Annotated in this window: 19 protein-coding genes; 6 read left to right on the forward strand and 13 right to left on the reverse strand. The window is 40.5% G+C overall.

The features are described 5' to 3' along the window. Positions 1-23: 23 nt before the first annotated feature. Positions 24-1,454 carry an MBOAT family O-acyltransferase gene (locus CH365_RS15030; RefSeq protein ID WP_100769389.1) on the reverse strand — a complete coding sequence of 477 codons (1,431 nt, stop codon included), beginning with the start codon at positions 1,452-1,454 and terminating at the stop codon, positions 24-26. Continuing rightward, positions 1,444-2,754 (reverse strand): LA_2490 family SGNH/GDSL-type esterase, encoded by a 1,311-nt coding sequence (locus tag CH365_RS15035; protein ID WP_100769390.1) that lies wholly within the window; start codon positions 2,752-2,754, stop codon positions 1,444-1,446. The genes CH365_RS15030 and CH365_RS15035 overlap by 11 nt, the downstream gene beginning before the upstream one ends. Before the next feature lie 170 nt (positions 2,755-2,924). On the opposite strand from CH365_RS15035, the gene trxB reads away from it, so the two are divergent. After that, entirely contained in the window at positions 2,925-3,872 is a 948-nt protein-coding gene (trxB, locus tag CH365_RS15040) for a thioredoxin-disulfide reductase (protein WP_100769391.1), read from the forward strand. A gap of 108 nt (positions 3,873-3,980) precedes the next feature. Here the strand turns inward: trxB and CH365_RS15045 are convergent, their stop codons facing one another. Together CH365_RS15045 and CH365_RS15050 are read right to left on the reverse strand one after the other, a co-directional pair. Next, positions 3,981-4,703: a hypothetical protein gene (locus CH365_RS15045; protein ID WP_100769392.1), complete on the reverse strand. Its 723-nt coding sequence runs from the start codon at positions 4,701-4,703 to the stop codon at positions 3,981-3,983. 31 nt (positions 4,704-4,734) lie between these two features. Then, positions 4,735-5,613, reverse strand: coding sequence for an early set domain-containing protein (locus CH365_RS15050; RefSeq protein ID WP_086446446.1), 879 nt, complete (start codon positions 5,611-5,613; stop codon positions 4,735-4,737). A 122-nt stretch (positions 5,614-5,735) separates the two neighbouring features. Between CH365_RS15050 and CH365_RS15055 the strand changes: the two genes are divergently transcribed. Beyond that, positions 5,736-9,470, forward strand: a complete 3,735-nt coding sequence (locus tag CH365_RS15055; protein ID WP_100769393.1) for a tetratricopeptide repeat protein — start codon at positions 5,736-5,738, stop codon at positions 9,468-9,470. Between the two features lie 15 nt (positions 9,471-9,485). On the opposite strand, the gene CH365_RS15060 is transcribed toward CH365_RS15055, so the two are convergent. The 3 genes from CH365_RS15060 to thiS all read right to left on the reverse strand — a co-directional run bounded on the left by CH365_RS15060 (position 9,486) and on the right by thiS (position 11,281). Further along, positions 9,486-10,316, reverse strand: a complete 831-nt coding sequence (locus CH365_RS15060; protein WP_100769515.1) for a WecB/TagA/CpsF family glycosyltransferase — start codon at positions 10,314-10,316, stop codon at positions 9,486-9,488. Between the two features lie 88 nt (positions 10,317-10,404). Then, complete coding sequence (locus CH365_RS15065; RefSeq protein WP_100769394.1) at positions 10,405-11,073, reverse strand: thiamine phosphate synthase; 669 nt, start codon at positions 11,071-11,073, stop codon at positions 10,405-10,407. Positions 11,074-11,080: 7 nt separating this feature from the next. Next, positions 11,081-11,281 (reverse strand): sulfur carrier protein ThiS, encoded by a 201-nt coding sequence (gene thiS, locus CH365_RS15070; protein ID WP_100769395.1) that lies wholly within the window; start codon positions 11,279-11,281, stop codon positions 11,081-11,083. A 102-nt stretch (positions 11,282-11,383) separates the two neighbouring features. Between thiS and CH365_RS19905 the strand changes: the two genes are divergently transcribed. Next, the gene (locus CH365_RS19905) at positions 11,384-11,722 is read left to right on the forward strand and encodes a hypothetical protein (protein WP_125226325.1); all 339 of its coding nucleotides are present in this window, start codon (positions 11,384-11,386) and stop codon (positions 11,720-11,722) included. Here CH365_RS19905 and CH365_RS15075 read toward each other — a convergent pair whose 3' ends face one another. The 3 genes from CH365_RS15075 to guaB form a co-directional block, all read right to left on the reverse strand. Further along, positions 11,723-12,421, reverse strand: coding sequence for a 16S rRNA (uracil(1498)-N(3))-methyltransferase (locus tag CH365_RS15075; protein WP_100769396.1), 699 nt, complete (start codon positions 12,419-12,421; stop codon positions 11,723-11,725). Continuing rightward, positions 12,421-13,164: an outer membrane lipoprotein-sorting protein gene (locus tag CH365_RS15080; protein WP_100769516.1), complete on the reverse strand. Its 744-nt coding sequence runs from the start codon at positions 13,162-13,164 to the stop codon at positions 12,421-12,423. Before CH365_RS15080 ends, CH365_RS15075 begins: the two co-directional genes overlap by 1 nt. A gap of 81 nt (positions 13,165-13,245) precedes the next feature. Continuing rightward, positions 13,246-14,772 (reverse strand): IMP dehydrogenase, encoded by a 1,527-nt coding sequence (gene guaB / locus CH365_RS15085; RefSeq protein WP_100769397.1) that lies wholly within the window; start codon positions 14,770-14,772, stop codon positions 13,246-13,248. 88 nt (positions 14,773-14,860) lie between these two features. On the opposite strand from guaB, the gene CH365_RS15090 reads away from it, so the two are divergent. Together CH365_RS15090 and CH365_RS15095 are read left to right on the forward strand one after the other, a co-directional pair. Continuing rightward, the gene (locus tag CH365_RS15090) at positions 14,861-16,021 is read left to right on the forward strand and encodes a DUF1577 domain-containing protein (RefSeq protein ID WP_100769398.1); all 1,161 of its coding nucleotides are present in this window, start codon (positions 14,861-14,863) and stop codon (positions 16,019-16,021) included. A gap of 123 nt (positions 16,022-16,144) precedes the next feature. Further along, positions 16,145-17,005: a fatty acid desaturase gene (locus CH365_RS15095; RefSeq protein ID WP_100769399.1), complete on the forward strand. Its 861-nt coding sequence runs from the start codon at positions 16,145-16,147 to the stop codon at positions 17,003-17,005. Here CH365_RS15095 and CH365_RS15100 read toward each other — a convergent pair. Further along, positions 17,002-18,285: an EAL domain-containing protein gene (locus tag CH365_RS15100; protein ID WP_165782616.1), complete on the reverse strand. Its 1,284-nt coding sequence runs from the start codon at positions 18,283-18,285 to the stop codon at positions 17,002-17,004. The two genes, CH365_RS15095 and CH365_RS15100, sit on opposite strands and share 4 nt — an antisense overlap. A gap of 95 nt (positions 18,286-18,380) precedes the next feature. Next, on the reverse strand, positions 18,381-20,054 hold the full coding sequence (locus tag CH365_RS15105) for a hypothetical protein (protein WP_244283221.1): 1,674 nt from the start codon (positions 20,052-20,054) through the stop codon (positions 18,381-18,383). Positions 20,055-20,147: 93 nt separating this feature from the next. Here CH365_RS15105 and CH365_RS15110 point away from each other — a divergent pair, with 93 nt between their 5' ends. Then, entirely contained in the window at positions 20,148-21,671 is a 1,524-nt protein-coding gene (locus CH365_RS15110) for an LA_3751/LA_3752 family putative glycosyltransferase (RefSeq protein ID WP_100769401.1), read from the forward strand. A gap of 134 nt (positions 21,672-21,805) precedes the next feature. Here the strand turns inward: CH365_RS15110 and CH365_RS15115 are convergent, their stop codons facing one another. Beyond that, positions 21,806-23,299, reverse strand: a complete 1,494-nt coding sequence (locus CH365_RS15115; protein WP_100769402.1) for an FAD-binding oxidoreductase — start codon at positions 23,297-23,299, stop codon at positions 21,806-21,808. Positions 23,300-23,316 lie beyond the last annotated feature (17 nt).

The raw sequence follows: 23,316 nt of genomic DNA on the forward strand, positions 1-23,316 counted from the left end.
TTGTGCCTTTGCGTGAACAAGTTTTAAAATTGAAAATACAAGAAAGGCGCGCTTACAGTCACACTATATAAGATAAAACAGATGGAGATCAGAATGCCGGAGATCCCATAGACCCAGATCCGATTCTCGAAAAGTTTTTTGGCCCAAGGAGTTTCTTTTTCCATTAGGTAATCCCCGAGCATTAGTATAAATACAGTAGAAAGAACGGATAACGGTACTGGCAAAAAATCACCTTCAACTCCGGAGAACATTCTACTTACCATGGCCCAACCTACTTGGACACTATTGCCGATCCCTTCGACCGGTCTTGCTCGGAAGAAATACATGGAAATTCCAAAGATGGTGAATGGGTATGCGACCTTGATCGTACTTGGGATCTTGTCCCAATAGTTTTTGATCCTTTCGAAAGAGAATGCGAATCTTTCAATCACCATTAAACTCGCATGCACGAATCCCCAGACAACAAAATTCCAATCCGCTCCATGCCAAATCCCGCTTACGAATGTGGTGAGGAATAAGTTTATGTAAGTTCTGGAAACCCCTTTTTTATTCCCGCCTAAGAAGATATATACGTATTCTTTCAACCAAGAGCTGAACGAAATATGCCAACGCCTCCAAAATTCGGAAACTGTTTGAGAAAGGAACGGTTGTCGGAAGTTGACAGGGATATGAAATCCCATGATCCTTCCTGTTCCGATGGCTACGTCCGAATATCCGGAAAAGTCGCAGTACATTTGGATGATGTATAAGGACCCTGTCACCGCTAAAGAGAACCAACCATAATGAAGAGGGTCCGCAAATACCGGATCGATAACAGCTGCAATCGGATCCGCTACGAATGTCTTTTTAAAAAGTCCCCAGGCAAGTTGTCTAATTCCGGGCAGCAAATTTTCTTTTTTGAATGTATATGTGTCCAGAAATTGGTGGAGCATATCCTGGGCACGAATAATCGGTCCCGCTACCAATTGTGGAAAGAAACTTAAAAATAACCCGAACTGAAATAGACTTTCTGCACGTTTAACTTTTTTATGATACACATCCACCGCGTAAGCGATCGCCTGCAGGGTGAAGAATGAAATCCCCATCGGCAATAATATGCCGGATGGATATGCATAATATGATTCACATGGAACAAGTCCCAGGATCGTATTCCAAACAGCAAAAGAGAAATCTAAATATTTAAAGAAATAAAGTAGAGATAAGTTTCCCCAAATAGCTATATTCAGGAAAAATAATTTTCCGAATCTGGACTGGGACTTATCCATCCAGAGTGTGCAAAAATATGTGATCGCAATGGAATAGATCAGTAAGAGGATGAATGGAACGCGAAAAACCGCATAAAAATATAAGCTTGTGACTAATAGCCAAAGTTTCTGAAATCTGGAAGGTACCAGAAAATAAACTAAGATGACTATGGGCGCGAAAAATAAATAATGAAGGGAATTAAAGAGCAAGATCAGTCTCCTTCAACTTGGTCTTGAGAGAATCCGCCGCCCAAATATTTCCTCTTTTGGTAAAATGTCCGTCTTCCGGAATATAATGATCTAAGATCCCAAATTTTTTGCCATTCTGATCGAAACCGCACATGGAAGCGGTTTCTTTTTTAAAACGTAAAACTTTCACTCCACGTTTTTCAAAAAATGTAGAGGCACGAGTTGCGTAATTTTCCAGAGGATGGTATTTTCCATTATTATAACAATAGATCTCTTCTATTTGGATAGGAAGAATAACCGGAACCAATTTAAACCCTCTTTCCTTTGCAAGATCTATCATCTTTTGGTAATATTCTTGTGTAAGCTCCGGTAAGGCAGGAAGAGTTTCAAAAGAAGGAGCCGAATCCACGCAAGAAACATGAGAAGGAACCGTCTCAGGGCACATTGCCCCAAATACTGCCGAAGTCGGCGTAATATCCGTATCACAGTTCGGTCTTTTAACCGTTCTGAAAAAGGAAGATTCGAAATAAGAAACTAGATTTCCGGAAGGTTTTTTAGGTTCTGCGGAAACTTCGTCCCCGTCCAAACGTCGGCATCTATAAAGTCCTACGGAATCCAATTCTTTACATACCGAAAGTTTAGTGACTGCGAATGTAACTTGAATCTGCTCGTAAGCAAGTTTAAGAGACTGGAGTGTATAAGAAATTCTTGTTAAAATAAATTGTAATTTAAAATTTCTAGCGTAATTCGGGTCTTTTTCCCGGATCGCATCCGTTTGGTCGTCCGGTAATATTCCTTTTTTTGCAAGCGCTTCGGGCATATCGAAATCGTTGGGAGAAATAAAGAATAGAACTTCTTTTACGTTATCTAGTTTGGACGAAATATCTTTTAGTCTGAAATATGATCCTCTGGATCCGTATGCATCGACTCCTAGGTTCAAAGCTTGTCTTGCTTCTCCCTTTAATTGGATTCCGTCCAAGAGTTGGCAGAATGTGTCTGAGTCGCCCACTCCAAATCCCATTACCAAACTATCTCCTAAACAGAGAAGTTTCGGTTTTCCTGGGATGGGTTCTTCCTTTCCTCGGAGGCCAAGTGAATTGATGCTGAACTGACCTTCCCATTTTCCAGCGAAATGGCTGACATATTTGGATTGGCCTGGCTCCAGCGCCACGTAATAATCCGGATGAAAACTATGGATGAGTTTGAGGTCTCTATAATATTGGAGAGAAGGACTGCGTAATAGAACCAAACCGGCTTCGGTTCCGAGGAAGATCAGTATCAAAAAAACTAGGCCGAAAAACGATTTTTTGGCGAAATCCATGAATACTGGATAGCATTTGGATTCCTACCCGGATGACAAGACAATTCATCTAGGAAAGGGACTGTTGGAATTCCGACTCTTTCTTCTGGAAAAAAAAGATCTACTTTACAATTCCCCAGTCTAAAAATAAAATCAATTTAGAATCATTCTAAATCATTAGAGGAAATGAGATGCCCCATAAAGTAGTCATCATTGGATCCGGTCCTGCGGGTCATACGGCAGCAATTTACGCAGCCAGAGCGAATTTGAATCCTGTTATGTACGAAGGATTTATGGCGGGGGGGATCGCCGCAGGCGGCCAGCTTACCACCACCACTGAGGTGGAAAATTTTCCAGGATTTCCGGAAGGAATCGACGGAACCCAACTCACGAATTTGTTCCGAGCTCAGTCCGAAAAATATGGCACTAAAATTATCACCCAAACCATCACCAAAGTGGACTTCTCCAAGAGACCTTTCCGTATTTGGTCCGACGATGAATTGATAGAAGCTGAAACTGTGATCATCGCGACAGGCGCTACAGCTAAAAGAATGTTCATCCCAGGTGAAGATTCTTATTGGCAAAAAGGAATTTCCGCCTGTGCAGTTTGTGACGGAGCACTTCCAATCTACAGAAACAAAGAATTAGCGGTTGTAGGTGGGGGAGATTCCGCGGTTGAAGAAGCGGCTCACCTGACTAAATTCGCTTCTAAAGTGTATTTGATCCATAGAAGAGATTCTTTAAGAGCTTCTAAGATCATGCAGAAAAGAGCAACCACTCATCCTAAGATAGAAATTATCTGGAACACTGCCGTAGAAGGTGCACAAGGAAATGGAAACCAACTCACTTCCCTTTCCGTGAAAGAATTAACTACAGGAAAAACAAAAGAACTTCCTGTTGGTGGTCTTTTCTATGCGATCGGTCATAAACCAAATACTGAAATTTTCGAAGGCCAATTGGATCTAGACGAAACAGGTTATATCAAAACTGTTCCAGGTACGACTCGCACAAGTGTGGATGGCGTGTTTGCTGCAGGAGATGTTCAGGATAAAACATATCGCCAAGCGATCACCGCTGCGGGCTCCGGATGTATGGCAGCTCTAGAAGCAGAAAGATGGTTAGAAGCTCAGGGAGAATGATGCGGCAGTGATGCGCAGACCTTTAGTCTGGGCAAAGCCCAGATGAGCGCGAATGCGCGAAGTCGGAGCAGCACGGTCCGAGCGAAGTGAGGAGCCGCCCAAACTTTTTTAAGGGCGCTCTATCATCTGTCCTCTTTTTTGAAGAGTATCATAAATATATAATGTAGGAAGGTTCGGCTTCTTTTTGTTGGGGCTGGACTCTTCTTCCCTTTTTACGATCATAACCAGTTTGTTTTCAGGAGTGTCCGGTAAAATTTTCTCCAGGTAGAATTTTTTGGGAAGAATGGGAAGTAATTCGTCGGAATTCGGATCGTATACAAAAACTTTTTTAGAATCCTTTTGGTTCAAATACCCATCTTTGTTTGTATCCTCAGGCATTCCTACGATCACAAATTTTTTGCCCGTTTTTAAACTAGGAAATACGTCCTCCGAAACCTCTTGTGTTTCAGAATCGGAACTTAACTTCTCAGGTTCCCCCCCGTAAAAATAGTCCCAGATATATACACTTTTATTGAATACCTTGCGGTTTCGTCCGGTTTGAAGGTCCACGAATACAAGGTTTTGAGCATGATTCAAAGTTTTACGGGGACCGAAGTTTTCTCTGTCCCTGTTTAAGCCCAATGGATAGTATAAAAATTTTCCCCAAACTACGGAAGAATGCTCCACCAGATCATCATCCGGTTCCACATATACCGTTTGGATACTGTTAGATGGATGTTTTGCAAGTTCTATCCCTCGGTCGTATACAAACCAACTTTTTAAGAGGGTAAATACGATCAGGATAATGATGATCCCGATCACAAAATATACGGAGAGACGTAACTTTTCCATAGAACGGATCTAAACAATCCGTTCTTATGCCTTAGGGGTCAATCTTCTTTCTTTCCAAAACTCCTGTTCTGGTGGGAACTAATAATGCGGAAGAGATCTCTCCAGTATCTTCTCTTAACACAGTAAGAGGATTATAAGTATCCACTACGATCTTTCCATCTACTAAGAAATTGTATTGGTATTCACCCGGTTTTAACTTCTTTACAACTCTAAAAGTTCCATTTCTTTCTTTGATCAAAAAATCAGATTCTGGATCCCAATGATTAAAATCTCCGATCAGGCTAACTGATTCAGCTTGTGGTTGGTAAATTCTAAATTCTACAGTTCTAAATTCTTTTTCTTCGTAAGGAGAATCTTCTAAAACCCTGGTACTTGTTTGTTTATTTGGTCCACCTTCTCTGAATGCGATCCTGGATATTAAAGAGCCTTCTCCATCTTCTACCGTATCAGGATTTTCAGGATCATGTGTGAAGATCCCGTCTACCTTGAACTTGTATTCGTAGGCAGGTTTTGGTTCATAGAGTTGGTCTCCGTGAATGTCCACGACTCCGTAAAAAATTCCCTTATCGTTCTTCTGTAGGGAAACACATTGCCAATGACTGAATTCTCCACAAACGCTTACCTCGTCGTTTGCAAGACCTTCATAGCTGAACAAGACCCCGCGATTCAATAGTTTCCCAGTTTTTAAAGCGGAGAAAGTATCCACAAATCGGATAAATCTAGGCGGGACCGCCTTTCTCAAATTTTCCAATTGCCAGAAATAATAAATTTTTTCCTCAGGAAGGGCTTCTTCCCCTTCCTCATAATCCACAGATCGGAAGGCTCCGATCCAATCTTCCGCCTCCTCCGCAGCAAGGGCGAAGGTTAATATCAAGGTAAGTAAGGCAACCGCCTTGGCTTTATGCACCATAAACCGATTGTCGTAGGTTTTCCCGGAAACCCTAAGCGTATTTCCGGGCCTCGTACTAGATCCGACATAAGGAAAAAATCTTTGCTCTTTCAAAGACCAGCCGATACTATTGGAAGGACTTTATGGCTGATTATTCAGAACAGGAACTGGATCAGATCCGCTCCATCTTGGATCCGTTGAACAAGAATCCGGAATCCTCCGAAGATTTGAATCCTATGCTTTCCACTTTTCGTGAAAAGATGGGATACGGCGTTCCTATATCTATCGGGGACGACGATGAGGACCAAGCGGAAGAAGGATCCGAAGAAAGTTTCGATCTAGGTGATGAGGACGAAGCTCCTACACCTATCCAAAAGCCAAAGCCATTATCCTTCTCCGAAGACGATGATATCGATCTTGATGAACTATTAACCGAGCCTTCTCAGGGAGGCGAACCGAGTGCAGATGCCGGAGAAGATCCATTTGGTGGATTTGACGAAGCTCCTACAGCATCCGACGATTTTGGTGATTTTGCAACACCTGAGCCTGAATCGGACCCATTTGGTGATTCCGGCCTGGACGATTTCGGGGCAGCTCCTGAAACAGAGGAACCTTCCGAGAGTTTGGAAGATTTCGGAGCTCCTACAAACGAAGATCCATTCGGTGGATTTGATTCTGCTCCTGACCTAGATACTCCTTTTGAAACTTCCCCTAACGAAGACTTCGGTTCTACTCCTAGCGCTGATCCATTTGCGGATTCTGATCTTGGAATGGATGATTTCGGTGCTGGAACTTCAGATTCTTCAGAAGATCCGTTCGCAGGAATGGGTGGAGAAGAAACTGGAGGTTCCGGTTTAGAAGATTTTGATGCTCCTGCTTCTTCCGGTGGCGACGATCCATTTGCAGCATTCGACGCATCCGGAATGGAAGATACTCCTGGAGACGAATTCGGTTTAGAAGAAGGTGACCCGTTCGGCGCCTCCCCTGCCGGCGATTCCGACTTCGGAGATCTGGGTGGTTTCGATTCGGAACCTTCCGATTCTGGAGACTTTGGAGACGGTGATAATTTTGCCGAAGCTCCTACAGACTCAGACCCATTCGCGGACTTCGCACCTGTTTCCGGAGGAGATCATGATCCATTTTCCGATCTTTCCGGAGCAACCTCCGTTCCAGAATCGGATCCATTCGCTGATTTTGCAGCAGAACCAGCTTCGGCCATGGAAATGGAATCCGTTCCTGAATCTTCCGATTTTACAAGCTTCTCCCCTGACCTGGATTCGGACTCCGGCGATGATGATCTAGGAGCTGCATCATTCGAAGAAGATTTACGTTCTTTGGGTGGAGAAGATAAGGATGAGATAGATAAGTCTCTTACTGACGAAGAACTCGCAATCATCCAAAGAGAAATACTTCGTTATCCTCCTCTTTTACGCAGAACGGTCATTGAGTCCATAGTCCAAGACCGTCTTTCCAAAAAGGCACAAAGAGATCTATTAGAACTTATTAAAATAGAAAGTAGCCCCGAGGATATCGCTGCATTCTTATCCTCCGCGTTAGGGATTACAGTTGCCCTTACGGATAGAAGTGGCGCTTACTCTGCAGACGGTGTTCCTATCATTTCTTCTGACCCTATCTATACAAGAGAAGGTGTATTAGAAAGAAGGAAGAAGATCCGCAGGACATTCTTCGCTGCGGCCGCAGCAATTTTGATCGGTTTCGGAAGTTATTTTACTTACAAACATATCATTCTTCCTAGGCAAGCTGCTCAAAATTATGAAGCCGGTCTGGAACAGATCCGTGAAATGGGTGCCAAAAGATTCGCAGGAACTTTAGGCGAAGAAGATAGAAAAAAATATCTGATCAGTATAGAAGATTCTTATGATAAAGGATTCGATATAGATCCTTATAATCTGAAATATATGAACCTGTACGGAGTGGAATATAGCCGAGCAGGAGAATACGAGTATTCCTTCCAAAAATTATTCGGAAAAATTGAACCGGATCTTGGAATGGGAACATTAGATTCTTGGAATAAAAGAGAACAATCTCCTATGGTCCGATTAGCCCAGGGAGAATCTTGGAATGATAAAAAACTAAAAAACAGTGCAGGAGTAAACCAAGGAAAAGAAGGGATCAAATTCCTTTTAGACCAGGAAAAAACTCCAAGAAAGGTGCTAATCGCCGGTGCGTTCCTCGCAATGAGGCTGAAAGAAAGAACTCATGATAATAATACCTACAGAAACCTAGGTTGGTTCCATTCTCAGATCATGCCTGATTTTGCTGAGCCATCAGAAGGCAAAAAAGGAAGATATAAAAACGACGCGTTAGCTGTTGATTATTATTCCAAGGTATTCACCGATGGAGAAAGCCCTTATGACGAGGATTCTACCGCAGGTATTGCTAAAATATATTATAATAGAAGAGAATTCGGAAAAGCAGCTTCCTTCTACAATAGGATCGTAGAAGCGAATCCTAAAAGTATTCCCGGACAATCCGGACTTGTTTCCACCTACTTAGAAATGTGGAAAGAAAGTGGGGATCCTCAATTCGTTTTAAATCATCATCGTCTGCTTAGGAACAATCTGGATATGGAGTCGGAACTCCCCTTCTACACTCTAGCAAAACTTGCATCTTTTTACGCTGCAATCGATCCGGAAGAACTTAGAATCAAATATAATATCAATCCTGTAGACCAAGTTTCCGGCATTGAAATAGAAGAAAGTGCAATCCGACTTTTAGATACGATCTATAGAAAGTCCATGGAAGACGAAAGAACTGGAGTTGAGATAGAAGGAAAAGATTACGCAGAAGGATATTACCAACGCGGACAATATTATCTTTCTCAAAAGGAAAATAGCCAAGCGAGAAGATTTTTCGAAAAAGCAGCGACTCTAGATCCCAAACATTGGCTGGCCGTTCTAGAACTTGCAGAACATTCTATCCGCGTAGGAAATTTTGAAGAAGCAAAAGATCTTTTAAAAGAAGCAGAATCACGTTATGAGACAAGTGAGCGTTGGTTCGGCTCTAAGGACGAAGATGAAACATTATTCGAAGGAAATCCTGCACGTATCCATTTCGATCTTGGAAAGATCAGATATTTATTGTCTGCAGGACTTTCCGACAAGGATTCTTTAAAAGAATTTCCAGGTAGAAAAATTTATCCATTCCGTTCCCGTTCTGAATCTGATGGAAAAAGTCTTTCTGTCTTAAAAGAAGAAGAAGAAAAAAGAAATCGTAGGAACGAACTTAGAAACTCCCTCCAAGAATTTGCAAAAGTAGATTCGGAAGAGCCTAAGTTTGAACTCGTCCGCAAATGGAGAAGAGAACTTCCTGCATCTATGCTAAGAGAAATGAAATTTTTCAAAGGCTGGGTGGAATATATGGATTCTGACTTCGACAAGTCTTTGGCGGATTGGACAGGCTTTGAGGACCGAGACGAATATTATAATCCTACTCTTCTGATGGCAAAAGGAAATGCTTTCTTTTATACCGGTCAGACAAAAACCGCTCTGGGGTATTTCCTAAGAGTTAAAGATGATATGGAAGAAAAACTTCCTCAGATGAGTTCTCCTAAAACGGAAGATCCATATCACCAAGAAGTATATCAAACTCTGACCGCTGCTTATAATAATATTGGCGCTTGTTACGAAACTCTTTCTAAAAAAGCGAATGCGCAAGAATCCGAGAATTATACCGCTCAGGCACTGCAGAATTATTGGAAGGCGATCGAAACTGCACGTAAGATCAATGAAGCTAGCGAAATTTCACTTTCAAACAAAGATCTTTTATTCAAAAAAGAAGCACTCAAAAGAGAACCTCTCTTAGAAGATTGGGTTTCTCCGACCTTAGATTCGATTAAAGATTTGGTTCGTAAGTAGAACTTTTTTAACTGCTCACTTCTTCTTTTTTACAAAAAGAGATTTAATAGCTATTACGATAAAAAATCCGAACATTCTGCTCAGGCGAATTAGTCTCCAAGGGCGGACCATAATTCTCCAGAGCCAAGTTAGACCTTTGAGTTTGAAAACATTCGGAGCCTTTTTTACTTTTCCGGAAAGAATGTCCATCGCTGGGCCGACTCCGATTACGACTGCATGACCAAAAAATGCTGTATTGTTTTCGACCCAGATCTCTTGGTCCGGAAAATCCATTGCAAGAAATATAATATTCGGACTTGTTTTACGAATGGATTCTTTTACAAGCAACTCACGTTGTGTGTTTAAATATCCCGCATGACGTCCTACGATCCGAACTCCCGGAAAATGTCTGGAAAGATTGAAATACACTTTTTCAACGATCTCTTCTTTTCCGCCTAAAAGAAAAATAGAATAATTTCTAAGCTCACAAAGACGGACTAAGTCCATCATGAGTGCAATTGTGGGAATTCTCTCTTTTAATTCTCCGCCTAATTTTTTAGCGGCCCATTGTAAACCCGCACCTTCCGCTAAGATCAGGCTAGCTTTTTGCGCGATCCTATGTAACTTCTTCCCTTTACGAAGAGCCATTGTCTTGATCGGATCTAAAAGAAGAACATGATGGAATTTATCCTTCTCTTCCATGAGATGATAAATTTTTGCCACAGCCTCGTCTAGGCTGGCGTTATCGAAAGGTACTCCTAAAATAGGAGCCTTTTCCAGATCATCCACATTCAGGGTCTGATAATCTAGTAAGTAGTCGCGATCATCCTTTGCGGATAGATGGCGTATTTCCCCTGGCTGTTTCATAGGGATCATCTTATTGGACATAATTTATGAGTCAATTGAAACTTAGGATTCCGAGCCTTCAAAAACCAGGAAACCAGTCTCAGGTCCTTTACGGATTCTTTATCTCCTTAAGGATACGAATGCAATCGTAAAAGGAATCCTTTTCCGATGCCGAAGCAATCATTGCATAGGATAATGGACCTAACTCCGATAACTCTGTAATCTGTTTAGGACCTATCCCTCCGATTGGAGTCACAGGTATTTTAGCAATTTGTAAGGCTTCTCGCAAGCCAGAAAGACCTACTGGAACATCTTCTGTGTCTTTGGAGCTTGTTGCGTATACCGGCCCAAGTCCGGTATAGTCCCAAACTCCAGGTTCTAAACCTGCAATATCTTCAGAATTATGACAGGAAGTGCCTAGGTATAATCCACTGGAGCGAATCTTCTTCTTATCCTCTAAAGAAAGAGAAGCGTAATCTTCCTTTCCTATATGAAGTCCGAAACATTTCCATTCTAAGGCTTCTTTCCAATGGTCATTCAAAATGATCGGAAAATCAGGAAATGTATCTATCAGACTTTTATAAACCTTCTTTAAAGTTTCAGGGGTCTCTTTTTTAGCGCGTATCTGATAGAATGGGATCCATTCTCTCTGGTAATTCCAAAGTTCCACAATCTGGACAGGGTCCTTGGAAAACTTGGAACAATATTCTAGATCTAAGATTGGATAAATACCGGGTGCTTTCCAGATACTATGTCTGGGTCTAAGTGGGAATTCCAAAAATGATTCAACCCCCGCCTACAAATTTCAGGATCTCTATTTTGTCCCCTTCCTCTAAGGAAGAATTCTTCCAACTGTCCCTTTTTATGATCTCTCCATTCTTCTGGATCGCTACCGTTTCCGGTTTTAATTTTAAGGATTCTAATAGAGAAAATAAATCCGGAGAAGAAAGTTCCCGAAGGAAGAATTCCTTACCGTTTACGATCATTCCATGCACCTCGGTCTAGATACTTCATTCCTTCCGATTCTCCGCTAACGTCGAATGTTTTTTAGTTTACCGTTCTGTCCGGGCCGAAAACGATTTACTTATATGACCCGATTTCTTCCGTTTTTTCTAGCAATCGCACTCTTAGGCTTTTTGTCATGTAATAGCGGAGAGAGAGATATCAAGGGAAATGCCTTGGCGACTTTCTACGCAAACTGCACCGGCGGGTCATATCCAGCCTGTAAGAATGCCTGCGAAAATAAGTATGGAACTACGGTTACTACGACTAATTTAGCGGGTTTAAATACATGTCTTTCCGGTTGTAATACAAGCTGCAATATTTCTACTCTTTGCTTCCAATTGTCCCAAAGTTGTAAGAGCGATTGTGATAATTACCTGAATACCTGTGTTCTAGTTCTAGGCGCATCAGGATTCGGACAATAATTAGGATAGATTTCCTAATCTAAATAGTGAGGCCGCAAAAACTCCTGCGGTCTCTATTCTCAAAATAGATTCTCCCACATTCACAGAGTTAATTCGATACTGAACAATCAGTTCTAATTCCTCTTTTCTAAATCCTCCTTCCGGTCCTATCAAAATGATTTTGTTTTGTATGTTTTCAGGATTGATCTGTATCTCAGATCTTGGATCTAAAAGAAGAAGCTCCTCTTTTTTAGATTTGGATTCTTCTAAAAATTTGGAAAGAGAGATCGGTCCTTTGATCTCAGGCAAAAAATCCTGACCGGATTGAGAAGAAGCTTCCGCAGCGACCTTTAGAAGTCTTTCCGGATTTAAATCCTTTCTATCGGAATGGGAAAAAACTAAAAAATAAAATTCAGTGATCCCAAGTTCTGTTCCTTTTTGGATGAGCCACTCTAGTCTGTTTCCTTTCGGAATCGCAGTGGCAATCTTTGCAGAAGTTTTAGGTCTTTCTTTTTTTTCGGAACGTACCAAACTTCCAATTTTAGAAGAAGAAGGTACACTATAAGTAAAACTTGCTCCCGCACCATCCTTAATGATGACCATTTTTTCTTCTGAAAAAACTCGGAACGCTTTTAGATGTGAAATTTCTTCTCCCTCTAACTTCAGTTCCGGAGAAGAAGAAAACCCTGGTCGAAAAAAAACAATCTCTTCCGAGGACATTAGAGTCTGTTTAGATTATCCAATTCAAATAAGGAGGGATCCGGTTTTACATCCCGGTCTACTTCAGTATATTCCAATACGCTGATTGCACCTGTATTCAGGTCCAACATTTCCAATCTACTGACTATATCTTCTTTTGTGACCTTTTGTTTTGCTTTTACTTTAACCGGACCATACTTTATATTCATGGTTTTGTAAAGTACCCCGTCCTTATCATGGAAATCCAAACGAATAGGTCTTAATGTATCTGGTTCCAAAAGTAAAATAAGTTTGGAATAAAAATAAGGAACGATCGGTCTTAAAGCCACTCGTTTCATTTTTTTACCTGCGATATCCAGATCGCTTTGAACAATAGGATTATAATTTGCCTGGTAAGAAGTTCCTGCCAGATCCACAAAACTGAATCCGGTATTGAGATGATTCTCGTATTTTTCTTCGTCGTTCTTTTTGAAAATTTTCCTGGAAAGCGCATTAAAGGCGAAGATCAATTCTCCGTCTTCCTTAAATAGGATCTTATATTCTAAACCACGGCCTTTGCTTTCGAATAGGGAGAGAGAATCTTCTCCCTTTCTAAAAATGCTCATATCCCAGGTCCAGGAATCCCCCGTCTTTTTGATCAGGATCAGATTTGCTTTGACTAAACCGTCCGTCTTCAAGAGTGCCTGGTCTAGTCTCGCGACTAGCTCCTGAGCGACTCTTGCCTTATCCGGCGGGGCCTGAGCATGGGAAATTTCCCCAGCCATCAGAATCGGGAATATTAGGATTATCGAAATAAGATGAAACTTTTTCAAAACCTTTCCTTCCCGAAAAATCTAAGGATTCTATTATTCTGCTCTTAAACTAGGTGCACTATAAGAGTAAAGACTATGAACAGAACCTTGGGCTTGAGCGGATTCACTCCTTCTTTCGAATCTGAGTTTTCCTTCTCTAAGTCCCTGATGTAAGTCTTGGACGGAACGGAATCCCATATCCTGAAAAGAAAGTCTCAGTCCAAGGCTTAAATATGGAATAAAGTTCAGGATTGAACCTCTATCCACTACGGAACCGCTGACTCCCTGAGCCACTTTTACTTTTTGGCCTTCGTTAAAATAACGTTTGTCTCCACCGGCTTTCATGGCTTCGATACTTGCCATCCCGCGATACTTCTTGAGACGTATTCCATTCTCGTAAAAATACTCTCCGGGTGCCTCAGTGGTTCCTGCGAACATAAATCCCATCATACATGCAGAGGCTCCGATTGCCAAAGCATTTGCGATATCTCCAATATTGGAAATTCCACCGTCTGCAATAACCGGAACATCATGTTTTGCTGCATGAGCTGCAGTTTGGTATACCGCAGTTGCTTGGGCTCTTCCCACGGCCATGGTGTCCTGAGTAATACAGATGGATCCAGGTCCCATTCCAATCCTAAGTCCGTCCGCTCCTGCACCGATCAGATTTTCGGCCTGGCCACGAGTGACCACGTTTCCACCGATCACTTCCAGATTTTTGAAATTGGATTTAATGAACTGGAGCATCTCTATCTGGTAGATTGAGTTTCCTTGGGCTGAATCGATGATGATAACATCCACGCCTGCCTCATACAATGCAGCGACCCTGTCCCTGGATTCAGGTAAGGTAGAAACCGCAGCCCCACATCTGAGCCTTTTGTTCTCATCCTTAGAAGAATCTGGGAATTCTTTATTCTTTTTCAGGTCGGAACGACTCACTAAAGAGACAAGTTTTCCGTCTTTGTCAATGATCGGAAGTTTTCCGATCTTCTCTTTTTTGATAATATCGTTTGCTTCCTTTAAAGTGATCCCTGCTTTCCCGGTAATCACATCAGTGGTCATTACCTTTTCCACAGGAATAGAACGATCTCTTTCAAAATCGATATCTCTATTGGTCACAATCCCGACCAGCTTAGAATTTCTGGTCCCGTCCGCAGTGATCGGAATTCCTGTGAATCCCAAAGTCTCTTTGATCCTGTCCAGATCATGGATCGTATTCTTTGGCCCTAGTACCACAGGGTCAGAAATGAATCCGTTCTCGAAACGTTTCACTTTGCTGACTTCAGCTACCTGTTCTTCTACAGAATTATTATAGTGAATAATTCCGATCCCTCCCATAAGGGCCTGTGCAATAGCCATAGAAGACTCAGTTACAGTGTCCATTGGGGAACTTACGAATGGTCTTTTGAGTTTGATCTTTTTTGTTAATCTAGTCTCTAGTTCTACTTCGGAAGGATTAAAATCGATAAAACCGGGCAGGACTAAAAAGTCCCGATAGGTAAGCCCGATTTGCATGCTGAAAAGTTCTTCGCCGGATAGGCCGTCTAAAAATTGGGAGTCTCGGTAAGATTGGTTTGACATTAGTGTACCTTACCTATTACATCAAAACGAAGCCAAAGGCTGGAATCAAGATAATTTTCCGCCGGAATCCGATCGACCTAGGAATTTAATGGAAAAGGTTCAAAGGAAACAAAGAGACAAAGAGTTCATCACAGATCCTGGTAAAAGACTCCATATCATTGGAAAATTTCTACTCAAAACAGATCTACTCGTAAGGGATACGGAAACACACGAGTCCGTTCAACTTCTCTCCGTCAATAAAGACGCCACAAAAATTTTAGTACAAGGTCGGATGGCCGAACAATTTAAGCTGAATGCCCATATTGTTTTGTACAAACTCCTCGCGAGATACGTCGAACTAGAATGCGAGGTCCTGGAAGAAAAACCCAATAATCAATACATCATGCAGGTGGAGCATGTTTCCATCGCAAGCAGAGAGAGAAAATTCACCAGGATCAAACCGGCGGACGGAAGCGTTTGGATCACGAATCTGCGTACTAGTAGAACCACAATCGATGCGAACTTATTCAATATACCTACGTCCGTAAAAGTGAATTTTGCTGATACGGAACGGACCCTAAAACCTAAATTCGATATAGTCAAAATTGACGTTTTCAATTCTATCGGAGATAAATTCGATATAGTTAAAAAGACCGGAAAAATATTATATATTCCGAATACACAAAAGCCGGACTCTTTTAAATCTTCCGACCCGAGCGGGTTTATAGATTACGAACATGAACTAGGTGACGAAGACGATGTTCGCAAAAAGATCATAGAATACGCCAACCAAAAGATCAGATCCGAACTGATCGTTCCAGTTATATATATCAACCACGATGAGCAGGCGATCCCGATCGGATATGTACATGCCCAAAATAGAAATAGAGAAATAGATATCTCCGAAGTAATGGAGATAAAAACCCTCACATTCGATATGGTGGACCGGATCAGAGAATCCAATACCATTCTAGTAAAGGAAAGATTTGCAGTCATAGATCTTTCCACAGGTGGTTTGAGAGTAAAGATCAATCATCCGGATCTAAATAGCGAGCTACCTAGAAGAAAAGGATTTACATTCGATATATTTTTTAAAATGCAATCTCCTATCACTGCGTACGGAGTTGTGCGTTCGATTGCAAGAGATACGGACGGGAACCTATATGTAGGACTTTCTCTGGAAGGAAATTCTGCAAGACCTGGAGAGAAAAAACGTTTTATAGACAATGTAAATCGTATGCTTTCTGACTCCGGTGTAAAAGTTGGCTAAATTTGAAAAAAATTTCCAAAATGAAATTTTAATTTTGGCTTCATCAACTTTTAAATAGGTATATAATATAGAGTGAAGCGGGTAACGCCTAAATCCTCTTAGAGCGCCGCTTATGGAGGCTCTATGATATATTCTCCAGAAATCAAAACTTTAGATCCTTGCGACGGCAAGATCACTTGGGCGCCGACCAAATCCATTTTATTCCTAACATGTTTAACCGTTTTCCTGATCTTCGGTTATTCCACCTACTCTCCTACAAATACGATTATTTCTTTCTCTTTAACCATCATCACACTTAGCTTCGGTCACTCCGTCGGTCTACATAGAGGAATGATCCATGACTCATTCTCTTCTTCCATTCAATTAAAAAGATTTTTAATTTATCTAGGAGTTCTGACCGGTTTAGGCGGACCTCTATCTTTAAGATATTTTCATGATCTGAGGGACTGGGCCCAAAGAAGTAAGGCGTGTCATCCCTACTTCTGTCATTACAATAACGTATTTCAAGATTTCATAATACAGAATAATTGTACGATAAAGATGAAAGAAAAGCAAGTCTTCCGTTATTCCAATGGCTATGCAGAAGATAAAGTCATCCAATTTCTGGAAAAAACCTGGTTATGGCAGCAAGTTCCGATTATAGCTATTTTCGGTTATTTGGGAGGTATAGGTTTGGTAGTATGGGGAATATTCGGAAGGCTTTTTACTTGTATATTAGGCCACTGGTTAGTCGGACACTACGCCCATAAGAAAGGAGACTTGGTCCGAATCGTTCCAAACGCATGCACCCAAGGTTATAATGTTCCTTTCATTTCACTTTTAACCATGGGAGAATCCCTTCATAATAACCACCATGCGTTTCCCGAATCCAGTAAGTTCTCTATTCAAAAGGGAGAGTTAGATCCAGGTTGGTGGTGTATCCAACTGTTAAGTTTATTCGGCTGGATCAAAACTGCAAACGTAACGACCGCAGAGGGAAATTAAGGGAAATCCCACATTCTAACATCTACGAATAGTACGTTTCCTTCTTCCATACTTTTGGAATAAGTTACCAAGAGTAAATTGCTTTCCAGGTCATAGTATGGGTTGCTCGCAATCCAACCACCGGAAGAATCTTTTGCATTCTTATAAAATTGTTCTAAGAAGTATGGTCTCCAACTCCAGTTCCTTCCCACAAAGGAATTGTCTTCCAACATTCCGGAATCTGATATTCCAGAATAATTAGGAGAAAGTTGTCTTCCTTCATGATTGGTCACATACATTCTAAAGACAGATTTTTCCAGAAGGTAAGAATTTCTGAGTCTAATAGTCGCAATACCGTTAGAAGTAATCACTTCGATGCCGGAAGATTCTAAACGATCTTCCAGTTCCTTCTCCTTTTTAATCCTTCGTAATAATTGGTATTTTTTAAAATTAAAGAATAATTCATGTAGCTGCGAGAATCGGATGCTCAGACCGTTAATATCGATCAACTCGGGAGCCGGCTCTGCAAAATAGAAACCTTGTAAAAACCTGGCTCCATAAGTAAGAGCATTATACAATTCAGTTTCAGTTTCTAAACCTTCGAACAAAAGAGAACAGCCTAAACTTTCAGCTAGTCTAGACAGAGTGAATAAGATCTCTTGAAAATTCCTGGATGCGACTGAGCTACGAATAAGCCCCAGATCCACTTTAATAATATCAGGATGTAATGCACCGATCCGATCCAAGTTAGAAGACTTAGATCCTAGGTCGTCTATCGCTACTAAAAATCCAGATCGTTTATATAAATTAATCAGAGGTTTTAGCTGGTCTATCTCTCCAGAAAAATGTTCCTCTACAATTTCGATCACGATCCTTTTAGGATCCAAACCGCCACTTTTTGCAATTTGTAAAGTATAAGGATCCTCATCCGTTTTGGAGGAGAGATAATCTTGCATAAAAGAAGGAGAAATATTCAGAAAAAGTTTTGCTTTAGGATCAAGACCTGGAGTATTGCTGATCTTCTCTACCGCTTTTTTGCGGATGGTTCTATCTATTTCTAATTTAAGATTTTTGAATTCTTCTCTTTCTGAAACGGAAAAAGAATGAGGAATATCGGCCAAGAAGAATGGCCCGAGACTATGTACAATACCTTCTTTATCTATAAAACGAGCGAGGGCTTCATAACCGAAGATAGAGTCTTTTTCTACCGACAAGATGGGCTGGAAGTACGGAACAATCTCACCTTCGGAAAACCATTCCCGCCATTTGGATGCGTTCCAAGAAGCTCGTCCTTCGCTCATTCTTAACAATAAAATGAAAACCCTGTGGGAAGGATCAAGAATTTAAAATCAAAAGTTCCGATCTGAAGATAAAAGAAGAATGAAGACTACTTAAATTAGTAACCGACTCCCAGTCCACAAGCGAAACCATCGGGAATGCCCACCCAAGGACTTCTTGGGTCAGAATTTCGGATCAAATTTCTATTCTCGCCTAAGTTTTCTCGGAGAATTTCCATAAATCTCTCTTTTGTGAAAAGATCTTCTGATTCGGTTAACAATTTCAATCGATCATAGTATACTTTTAGATTTGGATCTTGGATCTTATTTTGTCCGGAAGAAACGGATTCTAAGTATCCCGGAGGAATATTTCGAGTAAAATGCCCTACTCTCCAGTTAGAAATTGATTTCAATTTACTTAATAAAGGGTCTGTTAAAGCATTTGCGTCCACAATCTTACGATTCTGCCCGGCAAAATAACCATAAAAGCCTACATTGATCGTGGCACAGGCTATCTCTGCATCTTTAGGAGCCTTTTTGAACTTTCTACCTGCAACCGCCCAGCCATGAGTCGGGAATTCTTGGAATTGGACGGAGCGTAGAAAGTTTGTGCTTCTAAAATAAGCACCTTTCTCGTCCTGGATCTCTCCGTCATTTCTAAGTCTAGTATAGTCTTTTGTAATATACAAATTGGAGTTTTGGTTTAACAAGAATAAGGCGACAAAGAGTAGAACACTTACTCTAGGGAGCCAAGAAGGAGAAAGTTCCGAAAATAAGAAAACACTGGCCAAAAAAGGAAGAGCAAAAAATCTTCCCGCCATAAAATCTCCTCCGATTGAGCAGATATATAGAATATAAAGCCCTATACCTGCAGAAAGCGCCGCCTCCAAAAACTTCTTTTTCCAGACAAAATAAGGCAAAAGTAAAATCGCAAGAACGATCGTTATTGAAGTAAAAACATCCCAGCGAAAACTATTCTCCAAATAATCCAAACCATAAGGCCATAAATGAGAAACGGTAAGACCCGTGTTCAATTTTGCATACGCAGTATTTGGAAATAGGTATCCGTAATAAACCAATGAAAATGTGGACCAAAGAAGAATTGGCAGCAGCCCCAATACTGCAGCACCTATAAATCTACTCCAGAGTTTTCTCTCTTTTAAAGGTTTGTATAAATATAGAAGAAATGGGATTCCAAAAAGAACAGTGTCTTGTCTGTTTAGATAAGATAATGAAAGATAAAAAAAGAAAAGAAGAAGATCCGCAAAATCACATCTTTTTTCCAGATCAAACGCCTTACCTAAAAACAAAACGATCAGAAGATAAGAAAGAGGGTTTTCCAAACCGGAACTAGAAAAATCTACAAATGCTCTGGAGATAAGCAATATCAAAAGAATCCAAGAGGCTTGAAACAGATTTTCTTTTCTTTTCCCAAAACGAAAAATAAGGAGATATGCAGTCGCTCCTACACAAATCCAGGAAAGAATTAAAGAAGAATAATATACAGGGATCGTCCAAAATGAAAAAAAGATCAGACCGAATAACCAAAGAGGATGGGTATATACTTGAACTCTTTCGTAAGTATTCCATCTCAAGCCCTGTCCGTTTAAAAAATTATCAACAGTCCTAAAACTGATATAAGCGTCTTCCGTGACCCAGGAATTCACGATCACCACATATATAAATACGATGCAGGAAATCGGAAAAACGAATTTAGGAAGAGGCCTTTGAAAAAAGGATCGGATCGTTTTTAAGAAGGAATACACTTTTCCAAAGAAACATTCGGAATCCAAGTGTCATTCAGAATTCGAATGGCAAAGAATGATCCAAAACTTTCTTTCGGGATTTCTTCTTGACCCTGTATTTTCCCAGGGCTTCTTAGCAGAATGTTCAATCGCCTTCTTTCTCGGGTTTCTTCTATTACAGGCAAACCTTCCGGCTTTCTGATTTTCGGAGCGGTATTCTTATCCTTATTTCTGGCATGGCAGTACCAAACCGGGATACGGGTCGGGGACGGGGCAATCAAACAACAACAACTTGCGGACCTTCTACAAAACGGTTTTCCGGATTTTTCCTGTAAATACTCAGGAAAAGAAATCGATCCGGAATTTAGATTTTTGCCATTAGATCTTAAAAAAGGGTCAACCATGACCCATGTGTATAACGGAAAATGTTATTATATTTTTCCTTTTTATTATACTGCAATCCAATATCCATTTGCATATTTTTCCGGAAGATTCGGTAGCTTTCTTTTATCTCTTATCTTTGGAGTTTTAACATTAAGAGCGTTATTTCAAATCTCGGAACTTTTGAGGCTAAAGGAAAGGTCTAGGTTTTTCTTTTTGATCTTATTACTTTTCGGTTCTGCATTCAGCTTATTCTCCACAGATCTATCTGAAACAATTCTGGCAATCTACGGAGTAACCCAAGGGATTTATTTTTTACTTAAAGAAGATGAATCTTCCAAATCCATCGATTTAGTGTTGGCAGGTGGATTTTTCGGATTTGCAGCGTTCTTTCGACAAGAGACAATTTTATTAGCCGCAAGTCTTTCCTTAGTTTACATTTTCAGAATATTCAGAAATCCAAAAACCGCATTATTCCCATTTACCTTCGGAACTTTTTTGATCATCCAAGCCGTGATAAATTATTCTGTAGTCGGACACCCGTTAGGATCCAGAGGTTATTTGCAAGAATCTTCTTCTTATCAATTAGTTTCTCAGATATACTATCTAGGGCAATTGGTGTTTTTAGGAAAAGGTTCTTTAGGACTATTCGGGGCCTATCCTGCCTTAGCATTTATAATTTTATGGAAACCGAAGTCGGATGCATTAACTCGGATCTTATACGGATTAGGAATTTTTATACTTCTCTCAGGGTTTTTAACCTCTACCAGATTTTGGCAAGGGGTACTATTCGGGCCTAGGTTTTTAATGACCATTCTTCCATTTTTACTTTTATTTCTATTTTCTATCTTAGAAAATAATTGGGAGAAACTGAGTAAACCATTCAGAATAACAGCTATTCTTCTTCTTTCCTATTCTATCGTAGGCGGAATTATATTCGACAGGCTATATTATAAATTTACTAAATCTGTTGTAACCGAACAAAAAGAACTAAGCGAGCATACTTCCAAAACGATAATTTATAGAAAAGGTTCCGTATTTCTACCTCCCAATTCTTTCCGAGAAGAAAGAGAAGTATATGAAATAGATTCTATTGAATCTTTCGATGTACTTTTAGAAAAATTAGGGGGGCTTGGAAAAACCCAAGTAACCGTAGTCGGCTTTAAGGATTCTTATCCGAAAGAAGTTTTGGTACCGAAATCAGAACATTTTGAATTCAAGAATAGGGTTTTCTACCAAAGTCCGTCGATCAATATGGAGACTTTAGAATTTTATAAAAAGTGAAGTTATCTAATTTCGCACAGAGTCCACGAAGCACACAGAGATGAAAATAAGTAAAATTAACCTCTGTGATCTCGGTGCCCTCCGTGTGAACGAAAATGCGCTAGTTTGGATTTATAAACAGAGTCAGAGAGGTTTTATTTTCCCCAGACCCTTCTAAACAGATCCGACTCTAATAGATTTTTAGGATCTAGTTTTTTCTTCATGGCTCTGAACTTTTCCAAATTCTGCTTAGGCATAGATCTTCTATAAACTTCGGGGCGAAGAGTACTATCTTTTGCAAAATAGAATCTTCCTCCATTTTTCACAACGATCTCATCCATTTCTTTGGCGAGTTCCCAAAGTTTAGATTTATTTCTTTTGGTAGCAGGAAAGTCCATAGCCATAGAATAGCCGTCCACCGCATGAGTGAGTAAAAACTTATCCGGTCTATGCTTCTTGAACACCGCAAGCCAGTTTACAATCCCTCTTTTTTGGCAAAGACTCAGAATCTCTTCGAAACCTTTAACTGCGTTTTCTTTCGGAATAAAACTTTGGTATTGTATCATGGCACCGGGCTTATACATAAATTTCCAATTCGGAACATAGTCCAAAAGAAAAGCGTATTCCGCATGTCCTTGCTGATACGGTTTATTATTATTTAAAAATCCGGAGATCCATTTTCCGAAGTTTACAAATCTCATTCCAAAATTATTGCTGAACGGATACATGAACAACCACATCCAAGACTTAGGAATGATTCCTAAAAATGTGCTTGGTAAAATTTGGTTTTCTAATTTGCAATTTTCTGGAAAGTCAGGATCTTCTCCCGCTTTTAGATGAACTGCTTTATGAATCTGACCTCTTCCAATCCCTTTTCCGGAAGCAAATGAATCCACCCAACCCACTAAATAATCGGATTGTTTGTATTCTCTTTCGAAATAATCATACATCTCTTGTAGGTTTGCAGTATTCACCGGCCAAACCTTCATCTTACCTGAGTAGATTTTTTTGAGTTTTATGGTTACTGTTAGAAAAGCTCCGAGCATTCCGAATCCGGAAATCGCGGAATAAAAGAGATCCGAATTCTTCTTAGGAGAACAAACGGATTCCTTTCCATCAGGACTTAAAAAAGTAAATTCTTGGATATGGTCGCCGATCGGTCCGACTGCAAAGTTATTCTTTCCATGAATATTCATGGAAAGTGCCCCACCTAAAGTTGGGAACATTGTTCCACTTACAACAGGCGGCCAGAATCCTTTTTCGATACCGAATTCCCAAAGTTGTTTGATGGTAACTCCGGACTCCGCAACCAAGATCCCAGTTTTAGGATCAAAGGATAATATCTTATTAAAACTACGGATATCAACTACGATCCCTTTCTCGTTTGTAGCTGCGTCACCGTAACTGCAACCGCCGCCTCTAAATGCAATTTTTGTATTCGTATCTCTTGCATAGGAAAATAGGTCTTTAAAGTCCTGGATGGATGTAGGTAAAAAAACCTTACTATTGGAGAAATGGTTCATTCCCCAAGCTTCCACCTTTTGGACAGGACTTAATCGGGACTCAAATTCTTTCGGATCGAATCCTGCTTTTTTAGATTTGGGAGATACACTTTTTTTAACTGTCTTTTTCTTAGAGGCGGTTGCCATTTTTAGATCACCTTTTC

It is taken from the genome of Leptospira neocaledonica, from assembly GCF_002812205.1.
In the GTDB taxonomy this organism is placed as follows: domain Bacteria; phylum Spirochaetota; class Leptospiria; order Leptospirales; family Leptospiraceae; genus Leptospira_B; species Leptospira_B neocaledonica.